Genomic DNA, 22,833 nt, shown 5'->3' on the forward strand with positions numbered 1-22,833 from the left:
GCCTACCTTCCCGTGTGGGCGGTGATGTTGCGGGTGAGGGAGAGGTAGCCCAGGATGAAGCCGATCCCCCAGCTGAAATGGATGCACGGCAAGACTACGAGAAACCACAGGAACGAGCGAAAACCGTCGCGGCGGCCCCACAGCAGTGCGGACACGACGACGATGACGACGTAGATCGCCGGGACCGCGAAGCCCCAGAGCAGCCACGGTGCCGCGCCGAGGACGGCCTGCACGATGCCGGCGATGCCGAGCAGCGTTCCGAGAGCGACACCGAGCACCATGACCGGCGGGGCGAAGTAGCGCAGCCCGTTCGATGCGGGGAAGCGGCGGGCGAGCTCGCCGCGCCAGATGCCGGTGGAGAAGAACTGACGCCCGAGCCGGTACAGATTCGGCCGGGGCCGGTAGGTGACCCGTAGCCGCGGAGTGAACCACACGGTGCCGCCGCTGGTGCGCAGGCGCCGGTTGAGCTCCCAGTCCTGCCCGCGCTTGATCTCCTCGTCGAAGAGCCCGACCTCGATCAGGCGGTCGCGGCGGAAGACCCCGAGGTACACCGTCTCGGCGGGGCCGGCCTCGCCGCCGACGTGCAGCTTCGTGCCGCCGAGTCCGACGCGGCTACCGTAGGCGCGGGCGACGGCGCGCTCGAAATCGGTCGTGCCCTGCGCATCCATCAGCCCTCCGACGTTGTCGGCACCCGTCTCGACGATGGTCTCGACGGCGATGCGGGCGTAGTCCGGCGGCAGCACGCTGTGCGCATCCACCCGGATCACGATGGGATACCGCGACTCGCGGATCGCGAGGTTGAGCCCAGCGGGAGTCGACCCCACCGCATTGTCGACCACCCGGATACGGCCGTCGACGGCCGCCAGCTCTTCGACCAGCTGGGTGGTGCCGTCCATGCTGGGTCCGAGGGCTATCGTGACCTCGAACGGTCCCGTGTAATCCTGGGCCAGCAGACTGTCGACGGCGGCCCTCACGTGGGTGACCTCATTGAGGACGGGCATCACGTACGAGACACCCGGCAGGGTGTTCACGGTGTCGTCCGGCATCTGATCCTTCGGTGTAGCGGTCGGCGACGAGCCTATCAGCCGGGCCCGGGGACGACCCGGGGACGACGGAAGGCCGCCCCGCGTGCGCGGGACGGCCTTCCGTGGGGACCAGCGGTCACTGGGCCGTGAGCGTCCCCAGGGTGACGGTCGCGGTCTTGGTCTGGCCGTCCCGGAGGTACGTCACGTCGACCTTGGCCCCTGCGGCCTCCGCCCGGACCTGTGCGGTCAGGTCGGTGGCGCTGGTGATCGGGGTGTCGTTGAAGTTGACGACCACGTCGCCGGCCTTGAGGCCCGCGCCGGCAGCCGCGCCGCCGCCCGTGACGCTCTTGATGAGCGCGCCGACACTGGTGGCCTTGCTGTCGCTGCTCGCGTCGGCGACCGACGCACCGAGCAGCCCGTGCGTGGCAGACCCGTTCTTGATGATCTCGTCGGAGACCCGCTTCGCGAGGTCGGACGGGATGGCGAAGCCGACGCCGATGCTGCCCGACTGCGAGCCGTCGCTCGTGCCGCCCGCGCTCGCGATGGCCACGTTGACGCCGATCAGCTCGCCCTTGCTGTTCAGCAGCGCGCCGCCCGAGTTGCCCGGGTTGATCGACGCGTCGGTCTGGATCACGGGAAGCGAGATCGTGCCGGCCGAGCTCGACTGCTGCTGCTGCGAACCGGATCCGCCCTGGTCGGGGAAGTCGAAGTTGAACGGGTTCTTGCTGCCGCCTCCGCTGTTCGAGTCGTCCTTGGGAGCTGCGGACGACGCGATGCTGATGCTGCGGTTCAGCGCGCTCACGATGCCATCGGTGACGGTGCCCGAGAGCCCCAGCGGCGCGCCGATGGCGACCGTGGTGCTTCCGACGTTCAGCTTGCTGGAGTCGCCCCAGGTGATGGGGGTGAGCCCCGACGCGTTGTCGAGCTTGATCACGGCCAGGTCGGTCGTCGGGTCGGTGCCCACGATCTTCGCGGTGTAGATCTTGCCGGAGTTGTCGGTCACCGTGACGCTGACGTTGGAGGCCTGGCCGTCGAGGGTCACGACGTGCGTGTTGGTGAGGACGTAGCCGTCCGAAGTGAGGATGACACCGGACCCGGTGCCGCCGGAGCTCGATCCGCTCACCGAGATGGTGACGACGCTCGGGGCGGCCTTCGCGGCGACGGCCGTGACCGTGCTGGCGTTGTTGGCGTCGTTGACGGTGATGTTCTGGGGGCCGGAGACGGTCTTGATCGTCGCGTTGCCCGCGTCGGTCGCGGCGAAGATGCCGACGCCTGCTCCCGCGCCGGCGACGCCGCCGATGAGAGCGCCGATGGCGAGGGTGGCGATGATGAGGCCCGTGTTGCCGCGCTTGGCGGGCTTGCCCGCGGGTGCGGTGGCGGTCGCGCCGGGAGCGGTCGCGTAGGCCTGCTGCTGGGTGTACGGCTGCTGGCCGTAGCCGGCGGGCTGCCCGAAGGAGCCGTTGCCGTAGTTCGGCTGCTGCTGGCCGTACGGGTGCGTGTAGGGCTGGCCGTACGGCTGCGGCTGCACCGGCTGGGTGGGCTGCGTGTGCTGAACGGCGGGCTGCACCGGAGCGGTCGGCTGCTCAGCGGTCGGCTGCACGGCCGTCGGCTGCTCAGCGGTCGGCTGCACGGCCGTCGGCTGCTCAGCAGCCGGCTGCGCCGGGGTGTGCTCGGAACCGGCGGAAGCATCCACGACCGCGTCGGTGTCGGCGTCGTTCTGGGGCTTCGCGGGCTCCGGGGTGTTCGGGGTGTCGGTCATGGTGTTGCTCCTTCCAAGCACGATCAGCTTGGGATGCGAACCTGGACGTTTTATTTGCCCATGCTGTGGACGACCTTCTGCATGTCGATGACTCTCCACAACGTATCCGATGGGTCCGCCGCGAGTAAGGCCGTAGCGTTGTCCCATGACGATTCCTGGAGCCTGGCGACGGGCCGCGGACGGTGCCGGGCTGCTCGGCTCGGACGGCGCCGTCCGCCCGACGATCTTCGCCGAGATGAGCGCGCTGGCCGTGCGGACCGGATCCATCAACCTGGGGCAGGGCTTCCCCGACGAGGACGGGCCCGCTGAAGTGCTCGACGCCGCCGTCGCCGCTATCCGCGGCGGCGAGAATCAGTACCCGCCCGGGACCGGCATCCCGGACCTCCGGCTCGCCGTCGCGGAGCACCAGCAGCGGTTCTACGACATCGCCCTCGACCCCGACCGGGAGGTGCTCATCACCGCCGGGGCCACGGAGGCGATCGCCGCCACCCTGCTCGCCCTGCTGGAGCCGGGCGACGAGGTGGTGACCTTCGAGCCCTACTACGACGCGTACGGGGCCATCATCGCGCTGGCGGGCGGCGTGCACCGCACGGTCCCGCTGGAGCCGCCGGCCTTCCGTCCGGACCTCGACCGGTTGCGCGCGGCCGTCAGCGATCGCACGCGGGTCATCCTCGTCAACACCCCGCACAATCCGACCGGCGCCGTCCTCGATCGAGAGACCCTGATGCTCGTCGTCGAGCTCGCGGAGCGCCACGACGCCATCATCGTCACCGATTCCGTCTACGAACACCTGACCTTCGGCCCCGAGCACATCGCGATCGAGACGCTCCCCGGTGCACGCGCGCGGACGATCGCGATCTCGTCCGGAGGGAAGACGTTCAGCACCACTGGGTGGAAGGTCGGCTGGCTGACCGCCCCGGCGGAACTCCTCACGGCAGTGCTGGCGGTGAAGCAGTACCTCACCTACGTCAACGGCGCCCCGTTCCAGCCCGCGATCGCGGCAGGGCTCCGGCTTCCCGATGCGTACTTCACCGGTATCGCCGAGACTCTCGCGCACAAGCGCGACCTGCTTTCCGACGGGCTCCGCAGCGCCGGGTTCGGCGTGTTCCCCTCCGACGGCACCTACTTCGTCGTGGCGGATGCGGGCCCGCTCGGCTTCCCGGATGCGGTGGATCTGTGTCGCGCGCTGCCGGAGCTCGCCGGCGTGGTCGCGGTGCCGCTCGGTGCGTTCGCACGCGACGAGTACGCCGCGCGCACCGCATCCCTCGTCCGCTTCGCCTTCTGCAAGCGGGCGGACGTTCTCGAGGAGGCGGCCGGCCGGCTCGCCTCGATCAGCCTTCGCTGACCGGGCTGACCCGGTACCGCCGAAGGCGCAGCGCCGGGTTGACCTGGCGCACGTCACGGACACGCGCTGTCGACACCTCGGCGAGCGCCACTCCGGTCGTCTCGCCGAGGGCGGCGATGGTCACACCCATGGGATCGACCACGGCGCTGGCTCCGATTCCGATCGACGGCGGATGGTCGGCCGCGGCGACGTACAGCGTGTTCTCGATGGCGCGCGCGGCGAGGAGGGTCTTCCAGTGGTGCTCCTTCAGCGGTCCGCGCACCCACTCCGCCGGGACGGCCACGAGGTCCGCGCCCGCATCCGCGAGGCGGCGGGTGACCTCGGGGAAGCGCAGGTCGTAGCAGGTCTGCAGGCCGACGACGATGCCGTCCACCTCGAACGTCTGCGGATCGTCCAGGTCGCCAGGGACGACCCACTCCGACTCCTGGGCGCCGAACGCGTCGTACAGATGCTGCTTGCGGTAGGTCGCCACCACGTCCCCGGTGGGGTCGACGGCGACCAGCGTGTTGGAGAACTTGCGCGCCACGCTCGTCTTCTCCACCAGCCCCGCGACGACGAACACACCGTGCTCCTGGGCGGTCGCTGCGAGCGCCCCGACGAACTCGCCGTCGAGCGGCTCCGCATTGCGGGCGAAGGACGCGCCGAGCGGATCGGTGAAGTACGACGAGTACTCCGGGAGCACCACGAGCCGGGCGCCCCTCGACGCGGCGACGGCGATCAGGCCGGCCACCACATCCCGGTTGTGGACGCGGTCCTCCCCCGGCGCGAACTGACCGACCGCGACGGCGGCCGTGCGGTCGTCGATGGTCAACTCCGCCGGGCGGTCGGTCACGACGCGACCTCGGCCCGCGGGATCGCCTCGGTGACGGGAAGCGGTGTCTCGACGGGCAGGACGATGCTGATGGAGGTCCCGACCCCCTCCTCGCTCGCGATGTCGAGACGGCCTCCGTGGGCAGTGACGATCGCCTTCGTGATCGTCAGCCCCAGCCCGACACCCGGCACGGCGTTGCGGGTGGCGGTGGAGGCGCGGAAGAACCGCTGCGAGAGCTGGCTCAACTCGACGGCGGGGATGCCGATGCCCGTGTCGGAGACGGTGACGACGGCCTGCTCGCCGTCCCGTCGCAGCGCGACGGTCACGGTCCCGCCCGACGGCGTGAACTTGAGCGCGTTCGATACGAGGTTGTCGACCGCCTGGCCGAGCCGCACGGGATCGCCACGGACCACCAGCGGCGACTCCGGGGCATCCCCGACCAGGGTCACTCCCGCATTGTTCGCCCCGGGCCTGGCCGACTCCAGGGACGCGGAGACCACTCCGTTCAGCTCCACATCCTTGATGTCGAGAGGGAAGCGCCCGGACTCCACCTGCGCGGTGAACAGCAGGTCGCCGACGAGCCGCAGCAGGCGGTGCGCGTTGCGCTCCGCGACGCCGAGGTACTGCAGCTGCTCCTCCGAGAGCGGGGCGTCCTCGTCGTCGCGCATCAGCTCCAGGTAGCCGAGGATCGAGCTGAGCGGCGTGCGCAGTTCGTGCGAGATCAGGCCGACGAACTCGTCCTTCAAGCGGGCGAACTCGCGTGCTTGCGTCATGTCGGTCGCCACGAAGATGAAGCCGACGCGGTGGCCGTTCTCGTCGAGCCGCGGGGTCGCGGCGACCTGGACGGCCACGCGCTTTCCGTCCGGGCGGACATAGGTCCAGTCGCGGACGTCGGCGGAGCCCGCTCGGACGGTGTCGACCAGGGCCGAGAACTCGTCGACGCTGGAGACCGTCGTGAACCGCGCATCCATGTCCTGGAGCCGCTGCTCGATCTCCGAGGTCAGGTGGAAGTCGATCACGTGGTGCTTGCCGTCGACCACCTGCTTCTCGGTGAGGCCGAGCATCTTCTCGGCGCCCGGGTTCCAGACGTCGATGAGACCGTCGAGGTCGGTGCCGATCACGGACTGCTCGGTCACCGCGTTCCAGATGCTCTGGATCAGGCGGTTGGCGGTCTTCAGGCGTGCCTCGTTCAGCACCAGTTCGTCCTGGGCCGTCACTGCCTGGGCGAGCAGCACCTGCTGCCGCTCGCTCGCTTCGTGCGCGGCAGCGAGTTGCACACGCATCCGGTGCGCGATCTCGTTCACGACGATGGCGACGATCAGGTAGATGATCGGCGAGAAGAAGGCCCTCACCACATCCCCCGCAGTCTGCGCGCTGCCGAAGAAGAGGGGGGCCAGCAGCACGACGAACGTCGTGAACGAGGCGATGAGAATGTTGATGCGCCCGGCTTCCGACGCGATCCAGACGAACGGCAGCAGCGTCAGGACGACGAAGGGGGACGCCGACGAGCCCGTGCCCAGCCGGAGCAGCCCCACCGCGAGCAGGGACAGTGTGGGAACGACGACCGCCCACTCCGGATGCAGACGCCGCCACGGCACGACGAAGGAGAGGATGGACGCCACGGTGACGAGGGCGATCCCTGCGATGAAGACCGGCCCGTTCGTGATGGGGACGCCGTTCGGGACCGCGGCGATGATCGCTGCGAACGCGAACCCGAGGATCGTCGGCACCTGCTTCATGAAGGCCGACGGCGAGTCGATCGGGATGCGGCTGAGCCAGCGGTCGATCGTCATGCGGGCTCCCCCAGGTCGAGCATCTCGCGGATCCGCGCGGAGAGCAGTCTCGGGCTGAACGGCTTCACGATGAAGCTGTCCGAGCGGTCGGCGACCACGCCGTGGTCCGTGAGCAGCTGAACCGAGGCGGAGACCATGAGGATCAGCGTCGAGCGGGTCAGGGCGTCGGCGCGGATGGCCTCGGCCACCTCCACACCGTTGAGCCCGGGCATCGAGATGTCGAGCACGGCCAGATCCACGTCGCCACCCCGGACGGCGTCCAGCGCGTCCTGGCCGTTGTCGACGGCGGCGACGATCTCGACACCGGCGCGGTTCGCCGCGATGGTCATCAGACCCCGGATATCGTCGTCGTCATCCGCGATCACCACGCGCTTGCCGCGCGCGTCGCCCTGCGCCTCAGACATGCAGGAACACCACCCGCACGACCACGATCGCGGCGCACACCACGAGGGCGATCCCCGCGTAGAGCGGCAGCCGGTACTCCCAGCGGCGGTTCTGCTCCAGCTCCTCCTGGATGCGCTCCCGCAGCTCGGCCGGCGGTTCGACGGGACTCATCGGGCTCGCTCCCTCTCGGTGGGCTCGCGTTCGGCCGTGACGCGGGCCGCTGCCGCGTCGAGGAGCGCCGGAACGCGCTGGTAGCGGCCGACATCGGCCGCGAGGTGACTGTCGGTGGAGGCAACGATACGCGCCCCGGCGTCCAGCAGGGCTGCAATGGCAGCTGGTCCCGGGCACTCCCACTTCTCATTGACCTCGACGATGGTGCCCGTCGCGGCGGCAGCCTGAGCCCAGGCGGACAGGCGCTCGTCGCCGAGCTGCGCTTCGTCCAGTCCGGCTTTCGGGAGGATGGAGAACCAATGGGCGAGCTGGGCGTGCGGAGTCCGCTCCATCGTCCGGATGCTCGCCTCGATCAGCAGGTCGAAGGCATCGTCGTCCGAGAGGCCGGCATCCAGCCGCTCACGCGTCGCTCTCGGTGACCACGGGCCGTCGGTCCCCGGGAACTGGTGGTCGCCGATGACGACCGCATCCACCCCGCCCGGGCCGACGACCAGGTCGGGCGGTGTGTCCACCGCCCCGGAGACGTCCAGCAGCTTGGCCTCCACGCCCGTCACGACCGTGAGGCCGGCGGGGATCCGTTCGGCCGACACCGCAGCGAGGAACTCCGGCACCCAGGTGGTGGAGGCGCGGACGTGATCCGTGAGTCGGATCGTGCGCAGCCCTGCCGCCGAGGCTGCGGCGATGTTCTCCGCGAGGGTGCTGCGCGCGTCGTCGGAGTACGTCGAGTGGACGTGGAAGTCGCCGAGCAGCAGGTCGGGCAGCCGGGCCGTCTCCGTGCCGCTCACTCCTCGGGTCCCTCCGAGTGCGCTGCGTTCTCGGAGACGAGCACATCGCTCGGGCGCAGGAAGACGTCCTCGAGGAAGCGCACGTTCGCCAGCTCCTCGAAGTCGACCGCGGACGGGACCGGCCGTCCGAGCACCAGGTCGAGCAGCAGCGACGGCATGTCGACGCCGGATGCGATCGTCAGGGGCATGGCCCCCGGGAAGCGCGGGTTCACTTCGAGCAGCGCGGGGACACCGTCGGTGCTGTAGCGCAGCTGCACGTTCGCGACGCCGGTCAGGCCGATCGCGCGCGCGACATCCGCTGCGGCGTCCGACAGCTCGGGCCTGCGCACGGTGCGGCCGGCGATCGAGACACCGGAGTCGACACGCTCGCGTGACCGCGGGACGGCGGCGATCACGGAACCGTCGAGGTCGGCGAGCACGTCCACCGAGAACTCCTCCCCGGGCAGGTTCTCCTGGATGATGATGCTCTCGTCCGTGCCGAGGGCCTCCAGCGTGCCGCGGTCCGGGATCAGGCGGACGCCGCGGGAACCGGCACCCGAGCGCGGCTTGATGATGACGGGGAAGGTCCAGTCGGCGCCGACCCCCTCGCGGTCGAGCAGCTGGGTCTCCGGCACGCGAGCCCGTCCGGCGACCCGCTGCACCAGGGCGAACTTGTCGAGGCAGGTGACCAGCGTCTCGTGCGACGGCGCCGCCAGCTTCGTGCCGACGGCCTCCAGCTCGTCGCGGCGTGCGGCCAGGCCCGGGAGCTCGACGTCGACCGTGGAGTACAGCACGTCGATCGCATCCTCGCGGCTCATCGCGATGAGGGCGTCCACGAAACCCTCCGACCGGCCGGGCGGGACGATCCGGCGGCGGTCACCGCCGACGAGGTAGAGGCCGCTCGCCCAGCCGTCCATGTCGGCGGCGAACACGTCCACGTCGTCGCGGGCCAGCAGGGAGCGGATGACCGCGACACCGGCGGGGCCGCCGGCTCCCGTCACCAGGACGCGGGTTCGGGAGGTGTCGGTCATTCAGCGGTCCTGTTCAGTTGGTTTGCGGGGGGCCGGGCCGAGGATTCGAGCGAGGAGGCGGGCATGGAGATGTCGGCGGTGTCGCGGATCACCTCGAGCGGTTCGCAGCTCTTGCCGCCGCCGAACCGCGACCAGTAGCGCGCGGTGGCGAGCACGAAGTCCGGCTCGAGGTAGGCGCGCAGCTCGGTCTGCGAGCGGAAGCAGTCGATCAGCTGCAGCTTGGTCTCGGTGAAGCCGTCGATCGGGACGAAGCGCGTGGGCCGGAAGTCGATGGTCGCCGACGGGCTCTGATAGCAGCAGACCGTCCGCACGGAGCGGGTCGCCACATCCGTCGCCGCGTGCACGGCCCGGTGGTCCTGGTGCCGGTCGTGCGCGGAGTGGGTATAGACGATGTCCGGGCGGATCTCGGCGACGACGCGCTCGATGATGCCGACGGTCGGGTCGGCGGCGGAGATCTGGGTGTCCTGGAGGTCCTCCAGGAACAGGCGGGCGCCCAGCAGCTCGGCCGAGGCGAGCGACTCGTGCTGGCGGTCGTCGGCGTCGCCGCCGCGGGCTCCCCGCGACATCGTGAGGATGACCACCTGGTTGCCGGCGTCGCGGTGAGCGGCGAGAATGCCGCCGACGCCGATCTCGACGTCGTCGGGGTGGGCGCCCACTGCGAGCACGACCTGCTGTCGCTGCGCCGAGCGCTTCAGGCGGCCCTGGGCCGCGAGCCGGTTGACGATGGCGACCAGTTCGGAGGAGGCGATCGGCTTCGTGAGGAACTCGTCGGCCTGCGCGCGGAGCGCAGAGACGGCGTAGTCGACCGACACGTGCGCCGTCATGACCACGACCGGCATCCCCGGATACTGACTGCGCAACTCCTTGAGGAGGTCGAGCCCCGAGATGCCCGGCATCTCGATGTCGGTGATGACCAGGTCCGGCTCGAACTCCGCGATCCGCGTCAGCGCGAGCGACGGATCGGTGACCGCGATCGCGACCGCGTCAGCCCGTTTCTCCAGCACGGTCTTCATGAAGAAGGCCACGTCCGGGTCGTCTTCGACCACTACCACCCGGAACTTCGTCACGGCACTCGCCATCGCATCCCCTATCTGGAAACGACTCTAGTAGGACGACCGGTCCACACGGGCGCACCGGCCCCGCGTCGTGTTCCCGATTTCACCCCGCCCGATTCCCGTGCTAGAGTCAATTCTTGTGCCGCGGGGTGGAGCAGTTCGGTAGCTCGCTGGGCTCATAACCCAGAGGTCGCAGGTTCAAATCCTGTCCCCGCAACAAAAAAGGCCCTCTGATCAGAGATTCTCTGGTCAGGGGGCCTTCTCTTATGTGGCTGCGATCGGTGATCCACTAGGGTCGTCCGCAACGACACAACAGGAGCAGCAGTGACGGAGGAGCACGGCAAGGCGACGCAGGCCGCGGTGCGCGAGCGGAACCTGACGACCGCGCTGCAGCTCGTGCTGTCCGGCAACGGCACGGCGACGCGGGCGGGGATCGCCCGGCGCACCGGGCTCACCAGCGCGACCGTGTCGTCCCTGCTCGCCGGCCTGATCGCCGACGGTCTCGTCACCGAGGGGCAGCTGGCCGAGAGCACCGGCGGCAAGCGCGCCACGACGCTCCGGGTCGCGGCCGAGAACCACGTACTGCTCTCCCTGATCGTGCAGCCCGGCCTGGTCCGCGGCGCCGTCGTCGATCTGCTCGGCCATGAGGTGGCGACAGCATCCCAGCGTTCGGCGAGACCCGGCTCACTGGAGGACGTCCGCTCGGTCACCCGCAAGCTCGTCGCAGCGACCTCAGCGCGCATCCTGGCCGTCGGCGTCCAGGTTCCCGGAATCGCCGACGGGCCACTGATCCGCGAGTCGGTTCAGCTGGGCTGGACGGATGTGGACCTCGGGCGCGAGCTGTCGGGCATCGTGGATGCGCCCATCCACCTGATCAACGACGCGGACGCCGAGGCAATCGCGGACTCCTCGATCGGCGACGACGGCACGGCCGACGAGTTCGGTGCCAGCCAGCTCTTCGTGTCGCTCAGCACCGGGGTGGGCGCGGCGGTCATCATCGACGGAACGGTCGTCGCGGGTGCCTCGCACCGCTCGGGCGAGATCGGGCACGTCCCGGTGCTCTTCGGCGCGGACGCACCGGTCTGCGCCTGCGGCAACCGCGGATGCCTGGAAGAGGTCGTCTCCGTGACCAGCCTGCTCGGACTCCCCCACGGCACCGACCTCGAAGCCCTCGACCTCGCGGCACTGGCCGCCACCCCCGACTCCCGGCGGCGGATCGCGGAGGGCGCGCGCGTGCTCGCCCGCGCGCTGCTCCTCGTCGGTGCGGCGCTCGACGTTCCGAACATCGTCATCGGCGGCGCAGCGCCCCGGCTCGGCCCGGAGTTCATCGGCCACTTGCGCGCTGAAGCGGCGCGGCATCCGGTGAAGGCCGCGATGCCGCTCAGTTTCCGATACGCCCGCGTCGCAGGCGAACGGCCGTACCGCGGGGCCGCGCAACACGCCCTCCGCTCGGCGCTCGGGGTCGCCTGGGTCGGCTGATCCCCCGGATTCAGGATGCGGTGAGCACCGACAGGAGCGCGGCGCCGTGCCTGCGGTCGTGCCCGAAGGTGGCGACGTCGGCGTACGACGGGTCCGGCCGGCCGCCCATGTCGACCACCAGGACCGTGCGGCAGGTGGCGCGCACCGCATCCACCACGCCGCGCGCCCACCGGTTGGAGGCGTTGTCCGCGCCGATCACGACGACCGGCGTTGCGGTGGCGAGCACGAGCTCGGGATCGTCGGAGGGCCCGACCGAGACCACCGGGTTGGCGCCCCAGCGGGACGCGACGGCGCTGCCCGGCTCCGCCCACGCCTCCTGGAGGGTGTACCAGCGCGGGACGCCGAGCACGTCGTTGTCGAGCGTGGAGAGGCGGACGACGGTGCACCGCCCCCGGAAGCGAGGCAGCGTGTCACGGACGCCGGGAGCGAAGCCGAGCCGCACCGGCAGCTCCACGCGCACCTCGGGTTCGGCGAACATCGTCATCAGGACACCCCCAACTGGGCCGAGAGCACCATGACCACGCACCCGCGGAGCACGATGTCGCGGCCGAGGCTCGTCATCCGGATGGTGACGCCAGAGTGGAAACCGGCCATCGTGCGATTCCGCAGGGTCTCGCCCACCGCCTCCAGCAAGGCGCCGTCGATCAGCTGCTCCGGGCCGCTGAGCACCACCTCGGAGAGGTTGAGCGCCCCCACGATCGGGGCGAGCGCGATCCCGAGACGCTGCCCTGCCTCGCGCAGGACCGGGCCAGGGGACCCGCCCTGGGCTACCGCAGCGGCGACCCGCGTCTCCAGCCGGGGAACGGCGAGCCAGGCCTCGAGGCACCGCTCGCGGTCGTACGGCGCCTCGGGATCGCCGTCCGTGCCCACCATCACCTGACCGATCTCGCCCGCGGCGAAACGGCTGCCGAAGACGAGCGCGCCCGCGACCAGCAGGCCGGAGCCGACACCGTGGCCGACCTTCACGAGCATCATGTCGCCCTGGGCATCGGCGAAGCCGTGTTCGGCGAGCACCGCGACATTCGCGTCGTTGGCGACGAAGACCGGCAACCCGGTGCGCTCGGCGATGCGCGCCTGCAGCGGCTCGTCGAGCCAGCCCAGGTTCGGCGCGGCGGCGACGGTGCCCTCCGCGTCCACGATGCCCGGAGAGCCGACGCCGATGCCGAGCACGGGCGCCGTCGCAGCGGCCACCAAGCGGTCGACGAGGGACAGGACCTTGAGGGTGGCCTCCTCCCCACGGCTGCCGGCGAGTTCGACCTCCACCGAGTTCAGGATGCGCCCGTCGATGTCGAGCACCGCGCCGCGGAAGACCGCGTGCTCGCTCAGGTCGACGCCGATGATCTGCGTCGCTCCGCGGTTCACGTCGAGCAGGACGGCCGGCTTACCCGGCCGGGCGTCGTCGCGCTGCCCCAGCTCGACGACGAGGCCCTCGGCGATGAGCTCGCCGATGAGGTCGGAGATGGTGACGCGTGTGAGGCCCGTGGTCCGTGCCAGGTCGGCGCGGCTGACGCGTCCCGACCGGTACAGGGACTGAAGGACCAGCGAGCGGTTGTGCCCACGGGCGTGCTCCGGCAGCACCTTGGTGTGCGGGCGAAGGGCGCGGCCCGGAACGAGCCCGCGGTCCTGCTGAGCAGCCCGGTCGGAGACGGTGGAGCGCGTGCCCTGGTCGATCACCATGTTTGTTAGTAAAGCTGACAATCAAAGTCGGCGCAAGCGATCCGGCAGACATTTCTGCCCGATGAGGCTCGGCCGGCCGACTTCGGACGCCTGCCGAACATACGGAAGCGGCCCGCGCAGTGCGCGGGCCGCTTCCGTCGTGCGTGCCTTACTTCGTGGCGGGCTGCCCCTCGGCGGCCACCGCGTCGGCGATCGCCTGCTGCAGACGCTTCTGCGCATCGCCGTAGGCGGCGAAGTCGCCGGCCTTCAGCGCCGCCTGGCTGTCCGACAGCGCCTGGTTGGCACGCTGGAGGGCGTCCTGCAGGGCGGGGTTGGAGCTGGCGGAGGAGCCGGTGCCGGTCCCTCCCCCACTCGTCTGGCCACTGCCGGTCTGGGTTCCGGTGCCGCCTCCGGCCGCTGGGACGTTGTTGTCGCCGGCGTTGGCACCGGAGTCGCCGCCGAACAGCGCATCCAGAGCCTGGTCGAGCGTGTCCTCGAACTCGATCTTGTCGCCGAACGCCACGAGCACCTTCTGCAGCAGCGGGTAGCTGGTCTCACCGGAGGAGCGGACGTAGACCGGCTGTACGTACAGCAGACCGCCGCCCACCGGGAGCGTCAGGAGGTTGCCGTTGATGACCTCCGATTTCCCCTGGCGCAGCAGGTTCAGCTGCTGCGACACCTTTGGATCGGAGTCGAATTGGTTCTGCATCTGCCCGGGGCCGGGGATGGTGTCGCTCGATGGCAGCTGCAGCAGCCGGAGCTTGCCGTAGCCGGACGCGATCTTGCCCTTGGTGCCGCCGGCGTCCGCATCCACCGCGAGATAGCCCTTGAGCACGGACCTGCTCGATTCGCTGGTACCCGCGGGGATGAAGGTGGAGTAGAGCGAGAAGGCGGGTGCGTCCTGCCCGGGCATCTTCATCGTCAGGTAGTACGGCGGCTGGAGCGCCGGGTTGCTCGACGGCGAGGTCGGGTCGTTCGGTGTCGTCCAGGCGTCCTCGCGCGAGTAGAACGAGCCGGCGTCGTCCACGTGGTACTGGCCGAGCACCGAGCGCTGCACCTTGAACAGGTCGGACGGGTAGCGCACGTGGCTCAGGAGCTGCGCGCTCATGTCGCTGACCGGCTTGACCGTCGACGGGAAGACCTTCTGCCACGTCTTCAGCACCGGGTCGGACGTGTCCCACGCGTAGAGGGTGACCGAGCCGTCGTAGGCGTCGACGGTGGCCTTGACCGAGTTCCGGATGTAGTTGATGTCGTCGAACGCGTACGCGGGCTTCGGGGTGTCCTTGTCGGCCGTCGCCTCGCTCAGGCTGCCCACGTGCGAGTACGGGAACTGATCGCTCGTCGTGTAGCCGTCGATGATCCACTTGACCCGGCCGTCGACGACCGCGGGGTAGGCCTGCGAGTCGACCGTCAGGTAGGGAGCGACCTTCTCGACGCGCTTGACCGGGTCGCGGTCGTAAAGGATCTGCGAGTTGGAGTTCACCGCATCCGACAGCACGATCTGCTCGTCCTGGAACTTCAGGGCGTAGACCAGCCGCTTGAAGATGTTGTCGAGCTTCGGGCCGCCGTTGCCGTTGAACGTCGTATAGGTCTGCTGTGCGCCGCCCGAACCGCCCGGGTAGTCGAGCTCGACCTTCTTGCCGCCCTGCGGAGCGCCGACGATCGAGTACGTCGGCGACTGCTCGCCGAAGTAGATTCGCGGCTGGTACTCGCCCAGCGTTCCGGTGGTGGGGATGCCGGACTCCATGAACACGGGCTGACCGTCGGGCGAGCGCTGGTTTCCGTAGGCGGCGACAAGCCCGTAGCCGTGCGTATAGACGATCGTGTCGTTGAACCAGTTGCGCGTGCCGCCGAGGCCCGACTGCTGGAGTTCGCGCACCGCGACCACGGCATCCTGCTGAGTGCCGTTCTGGTCGTAGCGGTCGACGTTCAGCTTCTCGGGGAAGGCGTAGTACTGCCGGAACTGCTGCAGCTGGCGGAACGACGGGCTCACCACGGCGGGGTCGAGGATGCGGATCTGCGCAGTGGTCTGCGCGTCCTGACGCAGGGCGCCCTGCTCCGCCGTCGTCTTGGCGTTGTACGGGATCGTCTCGATGTTGCTGAGTCCATAGGCCTCGCGGGTGTAGTCGATCCCCTTCTGCACGTAGGGCGACTCCAGGGTCTTCTGGCTGGGGTCGACCTGGAAGCGCTGCACCACCCAGGGCACGATGGCGCCGACGACGAGGGCGGCCACGATGAGGAGCGCCGTGCCGACGATCGGGAAGCGCCAGCGGCCGATGAAGGCCGTCAGCACGAACAGGATCGCGACGAACACGGCCGCGCCCGCGAGCACCGCACGGCCCGGGATGGTGGCGTTGACGTCGGTGTACGCCGCCCCGTTGATCATGTCGTTGACGTTCGAGTCGGTCACGGTGGCGTAGCGGTCCAGCCAGATGCTGATGCCCTGCAGCAGCAGGTACAGCGCTGCGATGACGGAGATCTGGACGCGGGCCGCGCGCGAGATGCGCACCTCGCGGCCGCTCACCCGGATGGACCCGTACAGATAGCAGGTGGCGAGCGTCGCGAGCAGCGAGATCAGGACCACCGCGGAGGCGAAGCCGACCGCGCTGCGGTAGAACGGCAGCGCGAAGAGGTAGAAGCCGATGTCGAGGTGGAAGAGCGGGTCCGACTTGCCGTAGGAGGTGCCGTTCAGCCACAGCGCCGCGGTCTGCCAGCGGCTCGCGGTCGAGACGCCGGCGAAGATGCCGAAGACGACCGGGATGCCGTACATCGCCAGGCGGCGCAGCGGCTCGATCACCTGCTGGTAGCGGTCGAGCTGCGAGTTCAGCTTCGCGTAGACCGGACGCAGCCGGTACGCCAGCTGGATCGACAGCCAGAGCGGGAGCGCCATGCCGAGGAAGCCGATGAAGAACATCGAGATGCCGGCGAACCACTGCGTGGTGAGCACCTTGAGGTAGCCCAGCTGGTCGTACCAGAGGACGTCGGCGTACAGGCCGGCGAAGACGAAGAAGAGGATGACCACCGCCACGATCGCCCCGAGGGTGATCCAGATGGCCGCGCGCCGGCGGCCGGGAGGTCGGACTGCAGCAGGTGAACTCACGAATGGCCTTCTTGGTCTCGCGTGGCAGGGGCGAGGACCATCCTAGGCAACTCACGCTTGGAGAACGCTGCGCCCTGTCTGGTGGTCCGCCGCCAGGCCGCTGAATCGCGCCGCGGGGACCTGTCCGGTCAGCCCGCGGGGCAGGTCGGGAGGTCCGCCGTGCTCGCTCCCTCGCTCACGGCCTTCAGCACCTTGAGCGAGTCGGAGAGCGTCTTGACGGCGAAGACCTTCAGCCCGGATGGCACGTGGCCGCTCACTTCGTTGCAGTTCGACTGCGGTGCGAGGAAGTAGGCCGCGTCGCCGGTGTCGCGGGCCGCGTACATCTTCTGACGGATGCCGCCGATCGGGCCGATCTGACCCGCATTGTCGATGGTGCCGGTGCCCGCGATGCGCTTGCCGCCGTTCAGGGAGCCGGGGGTGAGCTTGTCCATGATCCCGAGGGCGAACATCTGCCCCGCGCTCGGGCCGCCCACGTTGTTGAGCTGGATCTTGACGTCGAACGGGAAGGTGTAGTCCATCCCCGCGCCGATCCCGAGCACGACCTGACCCTGCGACTCGATCGGGGTGATGGAGACGGTCGACGCGACGCCGTCGCGCACGATCCCGAGATCCGCAGGCGTGCCGGCGCCGTTCGCCTTCACCGCGGCGCGCAGGCCGTCGATGCTCGTGACGGACTCGCCGTTGACGGAGGCGATCTCGTCGCCGACCTTGAGCACCTTCGAGGCGGGAGTGCCCGTGATGAGCTGCTTGACGGCGACGTTCTCGGGGAAGGTGTAGCCGAGCTCGTTCAGGGCGGCGGCGATCGCATCCTGCTGGGAGTCGACCATCAGCGCAGCGTTCTGGGCGTTCGACTGCTCGGTCGTCGTGCCGGGCGGGAAGACGGTCTCGAGGGGCAGCACCGCCTTGCTCGGCTGGAACCACGCGCTCGCGATCTCGAACCAGCTCGGCCGCTGCTCCGGATTGCCCACCACCGACACGGTCAGCAGGTCGAGGGAGCCGGAGGTCGGGTAGGTCTGCTGGTCAGGGATGCTGATGAGCGGCTTCGCATCCTTCGCAGGCGGTGCGCCCACCTCCTGATCGGTGCCCAGCGTGTTGAAGACCGGACCCGGCTGCTCGATGACGAAGGGCGCGGGGACGAAGGCCAGCACCAGCGCCAGCAGCACCGCGACGGCGATGGCGACCCACCCGATGATGACGCGGCGCGGAGGCGCGATCCTGACCGGCTCCTCGCCCTGCAGCGCCGGGTCGTTCTCGCTGAACAGGGTCACGGCCCGTCCTCTCGATCAGTGTTCGCCACGGGCGCACGGCCCGAAGGCGAGCATAGGGCAATTCCCATGCGCCTCCCCGGCGCCAGCGGCTAGCGTAGATGACGAGCCTGAAGCCGAGCCGACGGCTCTCCCCGACGGCCGGCTCACTTCGAGAAGAGGGACGCTGACCATGGCCGACGATCGGAACGACGACCGGGACCCGGACCGCGACGACGACGAGTTGCGCGACATGCTGAGCCAATTCCTGTCGGGGAACGGCGCATCCATCGACCCGAGCCGCTTGGCGGGGGCCGCCGGGCTGCCGAACGATCCCGCCAGCATCCAGGCGCTCCTGGGTCAGCTCCAGAACGCGCTGATGAACCCCGGCGGCGGTATCAATTGGGACATCGCCGAGCAGCAGGCGCGCCAGCTCGCCTCCGAGGACGGCCACGCCGTCACACCGGCCGAGCGCGCCTCCCTCGACCAGGCCTTCCACGTCGCGGCGCTCTGGCTCGACGAGGCGACGGGCGTCGCGGGACTCAGCACGACTCCCGAGCTCATCGGCCGCGCCGAGTGGGCCCGGCAGACCATGCCCCTCTGGACGCAGCTCGCCGAACCGGTCGCCCTGAGCATCTCGGACGCGCTGACCCGTGTGCTGGCGGAGCAGGCGCCGGAGGAGATGCAGGCGATGCTGCAGAACGCGGGCCAGGTGATGCGGTCCATCGGCGGCGCCCTGTTCGCGATGCAGCTGGGCCAGGTGGTCGGCCAGCTCTCGAAGGAAGTCGTCTCGGGCGGCGACATCGGCATCCCCCTGCTCCCGGACGGCCAGGCCGCGCTCATCCCGCAGAACGTCGCTGGCTTCGGCGACGGCCTCGACATCCCGGCGGACCAGATCCAGCTCTACCTCGCCGTCCGCGAGTTGGCCCACGCGCGGCTGTTCCGGCACGCGAAGTGGCTGCGGCTGCAGCTGATCACCCAGATCACCGCCTTCGCCAAGGGCATCACCATCGACACCGATGCACTGGAGTCCCTGGCCGAGAACTTCGACCCGTCGAACCCGGAAGAGCTGCGCGACGCCATGGTGAGCGGGCGGCTCATCCCGCCGCGCACCGAGGAGCAGCAGGAGGCGCTCGCCCGGCTCGAGACGGTGCTCGCGCTCGTCGAAGGCTGGGTCGACGTGGTCACGGCGAACGCAACGCGCCTGCTGCCCCGCGCCGACGCCATCGCCGAGACGGTGCGCCGCCGCCGCGCCTCGGGCGGGCCGGCCGAGTCGGCGTTCTCGACGCTGGTCGGGCTCGAGCTGCGGCCCCGCCGCCTGCGTGAGGCCGCCGCGATGTGGCAGGCCGTCACCGACGCGGTGGGGATGGACGCCAGGGACGACCTCTGGTCGCACCCGGACCTGCTCCCCCAGTCGTCCGACCTCGACGACCCGTCGCAGCTGGTCGCCCGGCTCACCGCCACCGCTGCCGGCCAGGCGCCGGAGCAGGATGCGCTCGACCAGGCCATCGAAGACCTCCTGCGCGACGACCGGGACCGGCCGACCGAGGCCTGACACCGGAAGCCGAGGTTGTGGATCGATTCCGGTCCGCAGCGCGGTCTGTGGACAACCGCTTTACGGGCTGACCGGTGCGGCAGGATGCGGGGATGGTTCACGCACTCGATCCCCGCATCCCGCGCGTCTGGCGCACGCCGCACAGCATCCAGTTCGGCATCGATGAGCCGGTTCTCGTCCTCGATGAGGTGAGCTCCGCCGACGAGCGGATGCTGGTCGCTCTCGCCGCCGGTGTCACGACGGACGGCCTCCAGCTGGTTGCCGATCGTGCCGGATCGCCGGAGACGGCGGCGTCGGCGGCGGCGGAGCTGCTGCGGCGCGTCACCCCGGTGCTGGCACCCGAGCGACGCGATCCGCTCCCGCCTCCAGCGCTCGTCGTGCTGGACGGCTGCGGACCCACCGCCGCCGCCCTGGACGCGATCCTGCACGACGCGGGCATGGAGGTCCGGAGCGGACTGAGCTGGACGGACGAGGCCGTCGACCGGGCGGATGCGGCGGTGATCGTCGCGTCGTACGCCGTGGAACCGCAGCGCCATGCCCGGTGGCTGCGCCGGGATGTGCCGCACCTGCCGATCGTGTTCGGCGACACCGGGGTGACGGTGGGTCCGTACGTCCGGCCCGGGCGCGGACCGTGCCTGCGTTGCCTCGACCTGCACCGTACCGACGACGATCCGGCGTGGCCCGCGATGGCGACGCAACTGCACACCCGCACCCCGCCCGGCGAGACTGCGGTCGTCGCCGCCGCGACGGCGGCGCGAGTGGCGGCGGTGCTGCTCGCCGGATGGCGCGATCCTGGCGTGTCGCCGCGGACCGGGGTGAGTGCACGCCTGCCCGCGGGCGGCACCGACTGGGTCAGCCGCGAGTGGGCGCCGCACCCCGAGTGCGGGTGTCTCGGTCTTCCCGCGTGATCGCGGCGGCGGCCGGCGCCGGCGCCGCGGCCGGGCGCAGCTCGGCGAGGAAGCGCGACGGCTGGCGCAGGGAGGGGCGCCCCGGCTGATTGCCGCGCGCCGACCAGCTGAGCCGCAGCCGGCGACGGGCGCGGGTGATGCCGACGTAGAGGAGGCGGCGTTCCTCGTCCACCTGCTCGAAGGTTCCGGCGTAGCTGATCGGCACGAGGCCCTCGCTCAACCCGACGATGTAGACGGACGGCCATTCGAGGCCCTTCGCGGCGTGCAGCGTCGCGAGGGTGACGGCCGACAGGGTCGGCTCGTGCTGACCGGCCTGTCGGGCCAGCAGCTCGTCTGTGAACCCCCGCAAGGTCTGCCCGGGCGGCTGCTCATCGACGAGGCCCATGATCGCGTTCAGCGACTCCCAGCGCTCGCGCACCGCGCCGCGGACATCGGGAGGCTGGACCGACCAGCCCAGCGACCGCAGCACGTCGCTGACCGACTTGAACAACGGGTCGGCGGACGCCGCCACGCTCGCGGCGCGCAGCGACATGACCGCCTGACGCACCTCGGGCAGGTCGAAGAACCGCTTGGCGCCGCGGATCTGGTAGCTGATCCCCCGGTCGCCGAGCGCCTGCTCCAGCGCTGCCGACTGCACGTTGATCCGGTACAGCACCGCGATGTGCTCCGGACGGGAACCTGCGGCGAGCTCGGCTGCGATCTGGTCGGCCACCGCGCGCGCCTCGGCGCGGTCGTCCTCGAAGGAGGCGGGCTCCGGCACCGGCTCCGGGCTGCGGTCGCCGTGCGCGACCTCGGCGGGTCGCAGCGTGAGTGCGCCCGACCTCCCGCGCATCAGCCGGTTCGCCGTGTCGATCACCGGAGCCGTCGAGCGGTAGTTCTGCTCCAGCCGGACGACCGTCGCCCCGGGATGCTCGTGCTCGAACCCCAGGAGGTAGTCGCTCCGAGCGCCTGCGAACGAGTAGATCGTCTGGCTGGCGTCGCCCACGACGCACAGGTCGCGCCGCGTGCCCAGCCACAGACCGAGCAGCTGGTGCTGCAGCGGGGACACATCCTGGAACTCGTCGACGGTGAAGAAGCGGTACTGCTCGCGCACCTGCATCGCGACCGCCGGCTCGCTCTCGATCATGCCGGCACAGGCGAGCAGCACATCCTCGAAGTCGATCTGCTTGCGCTCGTCCTTCAGGTCCTCGTAGCGCTGCAGAAGGGCCGCGACCTGGTCGGCGGACAACGTTCCGGGTGTCGGCCGGCCGGCTGCGGTGTACTGATCGATCGCCAGCCCGGAGACCTTGCGCCACTCGACCTCGGCCGCCACGTCGCGCAGGGTCGCGGTGTCGACCTTCAGTTTGAGCGCTTCGGCCGCCTGACCGAGGATGCGTCCCTTGCTGTCGAGCACCGACGGCAGCTGCCCGCCGACGACCTGCGGCCAGAAGTAGTTGAGCTGTGCGAGGGCGGCGGAGTGGAACGTGCGCGCCGAGACACCCCCCGCGCCGAGCTGGCGGAGGCGGCCACGCAGTTCCGACGCGGCGCGGGCCGTGAAGGTGAGGGCCATCACCCGGTTCGGGGCGTAGGCGCCGGAGGCGACCCCGAAGGCGATGCGGTGCGTGATCGCACGGGTCTTGCCCGTTCCGGCGCCGGCGAGGATGCAGACCGGGCCGAACAGGGCCTCCGCCGCGACCCGCTGCTGCGCGTCGAGACCGGCGAGCAGGGCCTCGGGACCCGAGAGCCCGTCGCTCACGGCACCGGCGGCGCGTCGAGCGGGCCGCCGTACCAGTCCTCGATCAGCGCGCGTGCGATCGACGAGCCGCCGGGGAGGATGATCTGGTCCCGCGCCGCCCAGAGTTCGTCGCGGCTGAACCAGCGGAGGTCGAGGATCTCCTCCCCGTCCGGATCAAGGGCGGACGGCGACTGGTCGTCCGCGAGGCGGGCGGTCATCCCCACCATCACCGACGCGGGGAACGGCCACGGCTGCGAGCCCTTGTAGCGCGCGTCCACGACGTGGATGCCGGCCTCCTCGAAGATCTCGCGCTCGACCGCCGCCTCGAACGACTCCCCCGGCTCCACGAACCCGGCGAGCAACGAGTACCGGGAGTTCTCCCACATCGCGTTGGAGCCCAGCAGCAGCCGGTCGTCCGCATCCAGCACGGTGACGATGACGGCAGGATCGGTGCGGGGGAAGACCTCGGAGCCGTCCTCCATGCAGCGGCGCACCCATCCGGCCTGCTCGACGACCGTGGGCGAACCGCAGCGCGGGCAGTGGGTGTGCGAGGCGTGCCAGTTGGCCATGGCCAGCGCTTCGGTGAACAACCCGGCGTCGCGGTCGCTCAAGGAGGTGGCGACCGTGCGGAGGTTCGCCCACCGCTCCTCGTCCGGTTCCAGTTCCAGCGCCGCCGCGTCGGTCAGGACCTCCAGCACGACGGCGGTCCCTGCCGGCTCAGCCGGGGTGGCCACGGTGGTCCGGCCGAGGTAGACGCGGATCAGGGCCGAGGTGACCCGCTCGACCGGCAGGAGGTCCAGGGCCGCTGGGCCCGCATCCGGAGCCGCCCAGCCGTCGGCGGCAGGAGTCGCAGCAGGAACGCTCGCGCGCGTCACAAGCGCGCGACCCTTCCACAGCGCCAGGACGCGTGTGGTCGGCTCCTGCCACAGCTCGTCGAAGAGGGCAGGACGCGAGCGCGCCGCGTGGTCCCGGTCGGTCGCGTGGCGCGACAGCGGAAGCGCGGCGAGCGGGAGAACAGACGTGAGGGCGGACGACATCG

Annotated in this window: 19 protein-coding genes and 1 tRNA gene; 5 read left to right on the top strand and 15 right to left on the bottom strand. The window is 70.4% G+C overall.

All coding sequences use genetic code 11. The annotated features are described in order from the left end of the window. Positions 1-2: 2 nt before the first annotated feature. Positions 3-1,046: a glycosyltransferase family 2 protein gene (locus P3F85_RS09690; protein WP_374007060.1), complete on the bottom strand. Its 1,044-nt coding sequence runs from the start codon at positions 1,044-1,046 to the stop codon at positions 3-5. Between the two features lie 115 nt (positions 1,047-1,161). Then, a complete protein-coding gene (locus tag P3F85_RS09695; RefSeq protein ID WP_374007062.1) occupies positions 1,162-2,784 on the bottom strand; it encodes a trypsin-like peptidase domain-containing protein in 1,623 nt (540 codons plus the stop codon). 145 nt (positions 2,785-2,929) lie between these two features. Here P3F85_RS09695 and P3F85_RS09700 point away from each other — a divergent pair, with 145 nt between their 5' ends. After that, a complete protein-coding gene (locus P3F85_RS09700; RefSeq protein WP_374007064.1) occupies positions 2,930-4,129 on the top strand; it encodes an aminotransferase class I/II-fold pyridoxal phosphate-dependent enzyme in 1,200 nt (399 codons plus the stop codon). Here P3F85_RS09700 and P3F85_RS09705 read toward each other — a convergent pair. Genes P3F85_RS09705 through P3F85_RS09735 form a run of 7 tightly spaced genes read right to left on the bottom strand, consistent with a single transcriptional unit; the run spans position 4,116 to position 10,162 of the window. After that, on the bottom strand, positions 4,116-4,961 hold the full coding sequence (locus P3F85_RS09705) for a carbon-nitrogen hydrolase family protein (protein WP_374007066.1): 846 nt from the start codon (positions 4,959-4,961) through the stop codon (positions 4,116-4,118). The genes P3F85_RS09700 and P3F85_RS09705 overlap by 14 nt on opposite strands. After that, positions 4,958-6,733: a sensor histidine kinase gene (locus P3F85_RS09710; protein WP_374007068.1), complete on the bottom strand. Its 1,776-nt coding sequence runs from the start codon at positions 6,731-6,733 to the stop codon at positions 4,958-4,960. The genes P3F85_RS09705 and P3F85_RS09710 overlap by 4 nt, the downstream gene beginning before the upstream one ends. Then, complete coding sequence (locus tag P3F85_RS09715) at positions 6,730-7,137, bottom strand: response regulator (protein WP_374007070.1); 408 nt, start codon at positions 7,135-7,137, stop codon at positions 6,730-6,732. The genes P3F85_RS09710 and P3F85_RS09715 overlap by 4 nt, the downstream gene beginning before the upstream one ends. After that, positions 7,130-7,288, bottom strand: a complete 159-nt coding sequence (locus tag P3F85_RS09720) for a hypothetical protein (protein ID WP_374007071.1) — start codon at positions 7,286-7,288, stop codon at positions 7,130-7,132. The genes P3F85_RS09715 and P3F85_RS09720 overlap by 8 nt, the downstream gene beginning before the upstream one ends. Further along, positions 7,285-8,073, bottom strand: coding sequence for a PHP domain-containing protein (locus tag P3F85_RS09725; RefSeq protein WP_374007073.1), 789 nt, complete (start codon positions 8,071-8,073; stop codon positions 7,285-7,287). Before P3F85_RS09725 ends, P3F85_RS09720 begins: the two co-directional genes overlap by 4 nt. After that, positions 8,070-9,083 carry an ATP-grasp domain-containing protein gene (locus tag P3F85_RS09730; RefSeq protein WP_374007075.1) on the bottom strand — a complete coding sequence of 338 codons (1,014 nt, stop codon included), beginning with the start codon at positions 9,081-9,083 and terminating at the stop codon, positions 8,070-8,072. The genes P3F85_RS09725 and P3F85_RS09730 overlap by 4 nt, the downstream gene beginning before the upstream one ends. Then, positions 9,080-10,162 (bottom strand): response regulator, encoded by a 1,083-nt coding sequence (locus P3F85_RS09735; protein WP_374007076.1) that lies wholly within the window; start codon positions 10,160-10,162, stop codon positions 9,080-9,082. The genes P3F85_RS09730 and P3F85_RS09735 overlap by 4 nt, the downstream gene beginning before the upstream one ends. 119 nt (positions 10,163-10,281) lie before the next feature. Here P3F85_RS09735 and P3F85_RS09740 point away from each other — a divergent pair. Together P3F85_RS09740 and P3F85_RS09745 are read left to right on the top strand one after the other, a co-directional pair. Then, positions 10,282-10,355, top strand: a tRNA-Met gene (locus tag P3F85_RS09740). 107 nt (positions 10,356-10,462) lie between these two features. Beyond that, positions 10,463-11,617: an ROK family protein gene (locus tag P3F85_RS09745; protein ID WP_374007078.1), complete on the top strand. Its 1,155-nt coding sequence runs from the start codon at positions 10,463-10,465 to the stop codon at positions 11,615-11,617. Positions 11,618-11,627: 10 nt separating this feature from the next. On the opposite strand, the gene P3F85_RS09750 is transcribed toward P3F85_RS09745, so the two are convergent. From P3F85_RS09750 to P3F85_RS09765, 4 genes are all read right to left on the bottom strand, one after another. After that, positions 11,628-12,101 carry a hypothetical protein gene (locus tag P3F85_RS09750; protein ID WP_374007080.1) on the bottom strand — a complete coding sequence of 158 codons (474 nt, stop codon included), beginning with the start codon at positions 12,099-12,101 and terminating at the stop codon, positions 11,628-11,630. After that, complete coding sequence (locus P3F85_RS09755; RefSeq protein WP_374007081.1) at positions 12,101-13,294, bottom strand: ROK family transcriptional regulator; 1,194 nt, start codon at positions 13,292-13,294, stop codon at positions 12,101-12,103. The genes P3F85_RS09750 and P3F85_RS09755 overlap by 1 nt, the downstream gene beginning before the upstream one ends. 148 nt (positions 13,295-13,442) lie before the next feature. After that, positions 13,443-16,373 (bottom strand): UPF0182 family protein, encoded by a 2,931-nt coding sequence (locus tag P3F85_RS09760; protein ID WP_374007082.1) that lies wholly within the window; start codon positions 16,371-16,373, stop codon positions 13,443-13,445. A 128-nt stretch (positions 16,374-16,501) separates the two neighbouring features. Next, positions 16,502-17,641, bottom strand: coding sequence for a PDZ domain-containing protein (locus P3F85_RS09765; protein ID WP_374007083.1), 1,140 nt, complete (start codon positions 17,639-17,641; stop codon positions 16,502-16,504). A gap of 169 nt (positions 17,642-17,810) precedes the next feature. Here P3F85_RS09765 and P3F85_RS09770 point away from each other — a divergent pair, with 169 nt between their 5' ends. Both P3F85_RS09770 and P3F85_RS09775 read left to right on the top strand, forming a co-directional pair. Continuing rightward, positions 17,811-19,172: a zinc-dependent metalloprotease gene (locus P3F85_RS09770; protein ID WP_374007084.1), complete on the top strand. Its 1,362-nt coding sequence runs from the start codon at positions 17,811-17,813 to the stop codon at positions 19,170-19,172. A 92-nt stretch (positions 19,173-19,264) separates the two neighbouring features. Then, complete coding sequence (locus P3F85_RS09775) at positions 19,265-20,080, top strand: hypothetical protein (protein WP_374007085.1); 816 nt, start codon at positions 19,265-19,267, stop codon at positions 20,078-20,080. Here P3F85_RS09775 and P3F85_RS09780 read toward each other — a convergent pair. Together P3F85_RS09780 and nudC are read right to left on the bottom strand one after the other, a co-directional pair. Continuing rightward, positions 20,025-21,815 carry an ATP-dependent helicase gene (locus P3F85_RS09780; protein ID WP_374007086.1) on the bottom strand — a complete coding sequence of 597 codons (1,791 nt, stop codon included), beginning with the start codon at positions 21,813-21,815 and terminating at the stop codon, positions 20,025-20,027. The genes P3F85_RS09775 and P3F85_RS09780 overlap by 56 nt on opposite strands. Then, positions 21,812-22,831 (bottom strand): NAD(+) diphosphatase, encoded by a 1,020-nt coding sequence (nudC, locus tag P3F85_RS09785; protein WP_374007088.1) that lies wholly within the window; start codon positions 22,829-22,831, stop codon positions 21,812-21,814. Before nudC ends, P3F85_RS09780 begins: the two co-directional genes overlap by 4 nt. Between the last annotated feature and the right edge of the window lie 2 nt (positions 22,832-22,833).

This window comes from Leifsonia sp. T36S-04 (genome assembly GCF_042465655.1).
Lineage (GTDB): Bacteria > Actinomycetota > Actinomycetes > Actinomycetales > Microbacteriaceae > Leifsonia.

Bases quoted from the DNA above. Each gene is read 5' to 3' on its own strand.
- P3F85_RS09690 (WP_374007060.1), bottom strand. From the start codon at position 1,046: ATGCCGGACGACACCGTGAACACCCTGCCGGGTGTCTCGTACGTGATG.
- P3F85_RS09695 (WP_374007062.1), bottom strand. From the start codon at position 2,784: ATGACCGACACCCCGAACACCCCGGAGCCCGCGAAGCCCCAGAACGAC.
- P3F85_RS09700 (WP_374007064.1), top strand. From the start codon at position 2,930: ATGACGATTCCTGGAGCCTGGCGACGGGCCGCGGACGGTGCCGGGCTG.
- P3F85_RS09710 (WP_374007068.1), bottom strand. From the start codon at position 6,733: ATGACGATCGACCGCTGGCTCAGCCGCATCCCGATCGACTCGCCGTCG.
- P3F85_RS09715 (WP_374007070.1), bottom strand. From the start codon at position 7,137: ATGTCTGAGGCGCAGGGCGACGCGCGCGGCAAGCGCGTGGTGATCGCG.
- P3F85_RS09720 (WP_374007071.1), bottom strand. From the start codon at position 7,288: ATGAGTCCCGTCGAACCGCCGGCCGAGCTGCGGGAGCGCATCCAGGAG.
- P3F85_RS09730 (WP_374007075.1), bottom strand. From the start codon at position 9,083: ATGACCGACACCTCCCGAACCCGCGTCCTGGTGACGGGAGCCGGCGGC.
- P3F85_RS09735 (WP_374007076.1), bottom strand. From the start codon at position 10,162: ATGGCGAGTGCCGTGACGAAGTTCCGGGTGGTAGTGGTCGAAGACGAC.
- P3F85_RS09750 (WP_374007080.1), bottom strand. From the start codon at position 12,101: ATGACGATGTTCGCCGAACCCGAGGTGCGCGTGGAGCTGCCGGTGCGG.
- P3F85_RS09755 (WP_374007081.1), bottom strand. From the start codon at position 13,294: ATGGTGATCGACCAGGGCACGCGCTCCACCGTCTCCGACCGGGCTGCT.
- P3F85_RS09770 (WP_374007084.1), top strand. From the start codon at position 17,811: ATGGCCGACGATCGGAACGACGACCGGGACCCGGACCGCGACGACGAC.
- P3F85_RS09775 (WP_374007085.1), top strand. From the start codon at position 19,265: ATGGTTCACGCACTCGATCCCCGCATCCCGCGCGTCTGGCGCACGCCG.
- nudC (WP_374007088.1), bottom strand. From the start codon at position 22,831: ATGTCGTCCGCCCTCACGTCTGTTCTCCCGCTCGCCGCGCTTCCGCTG.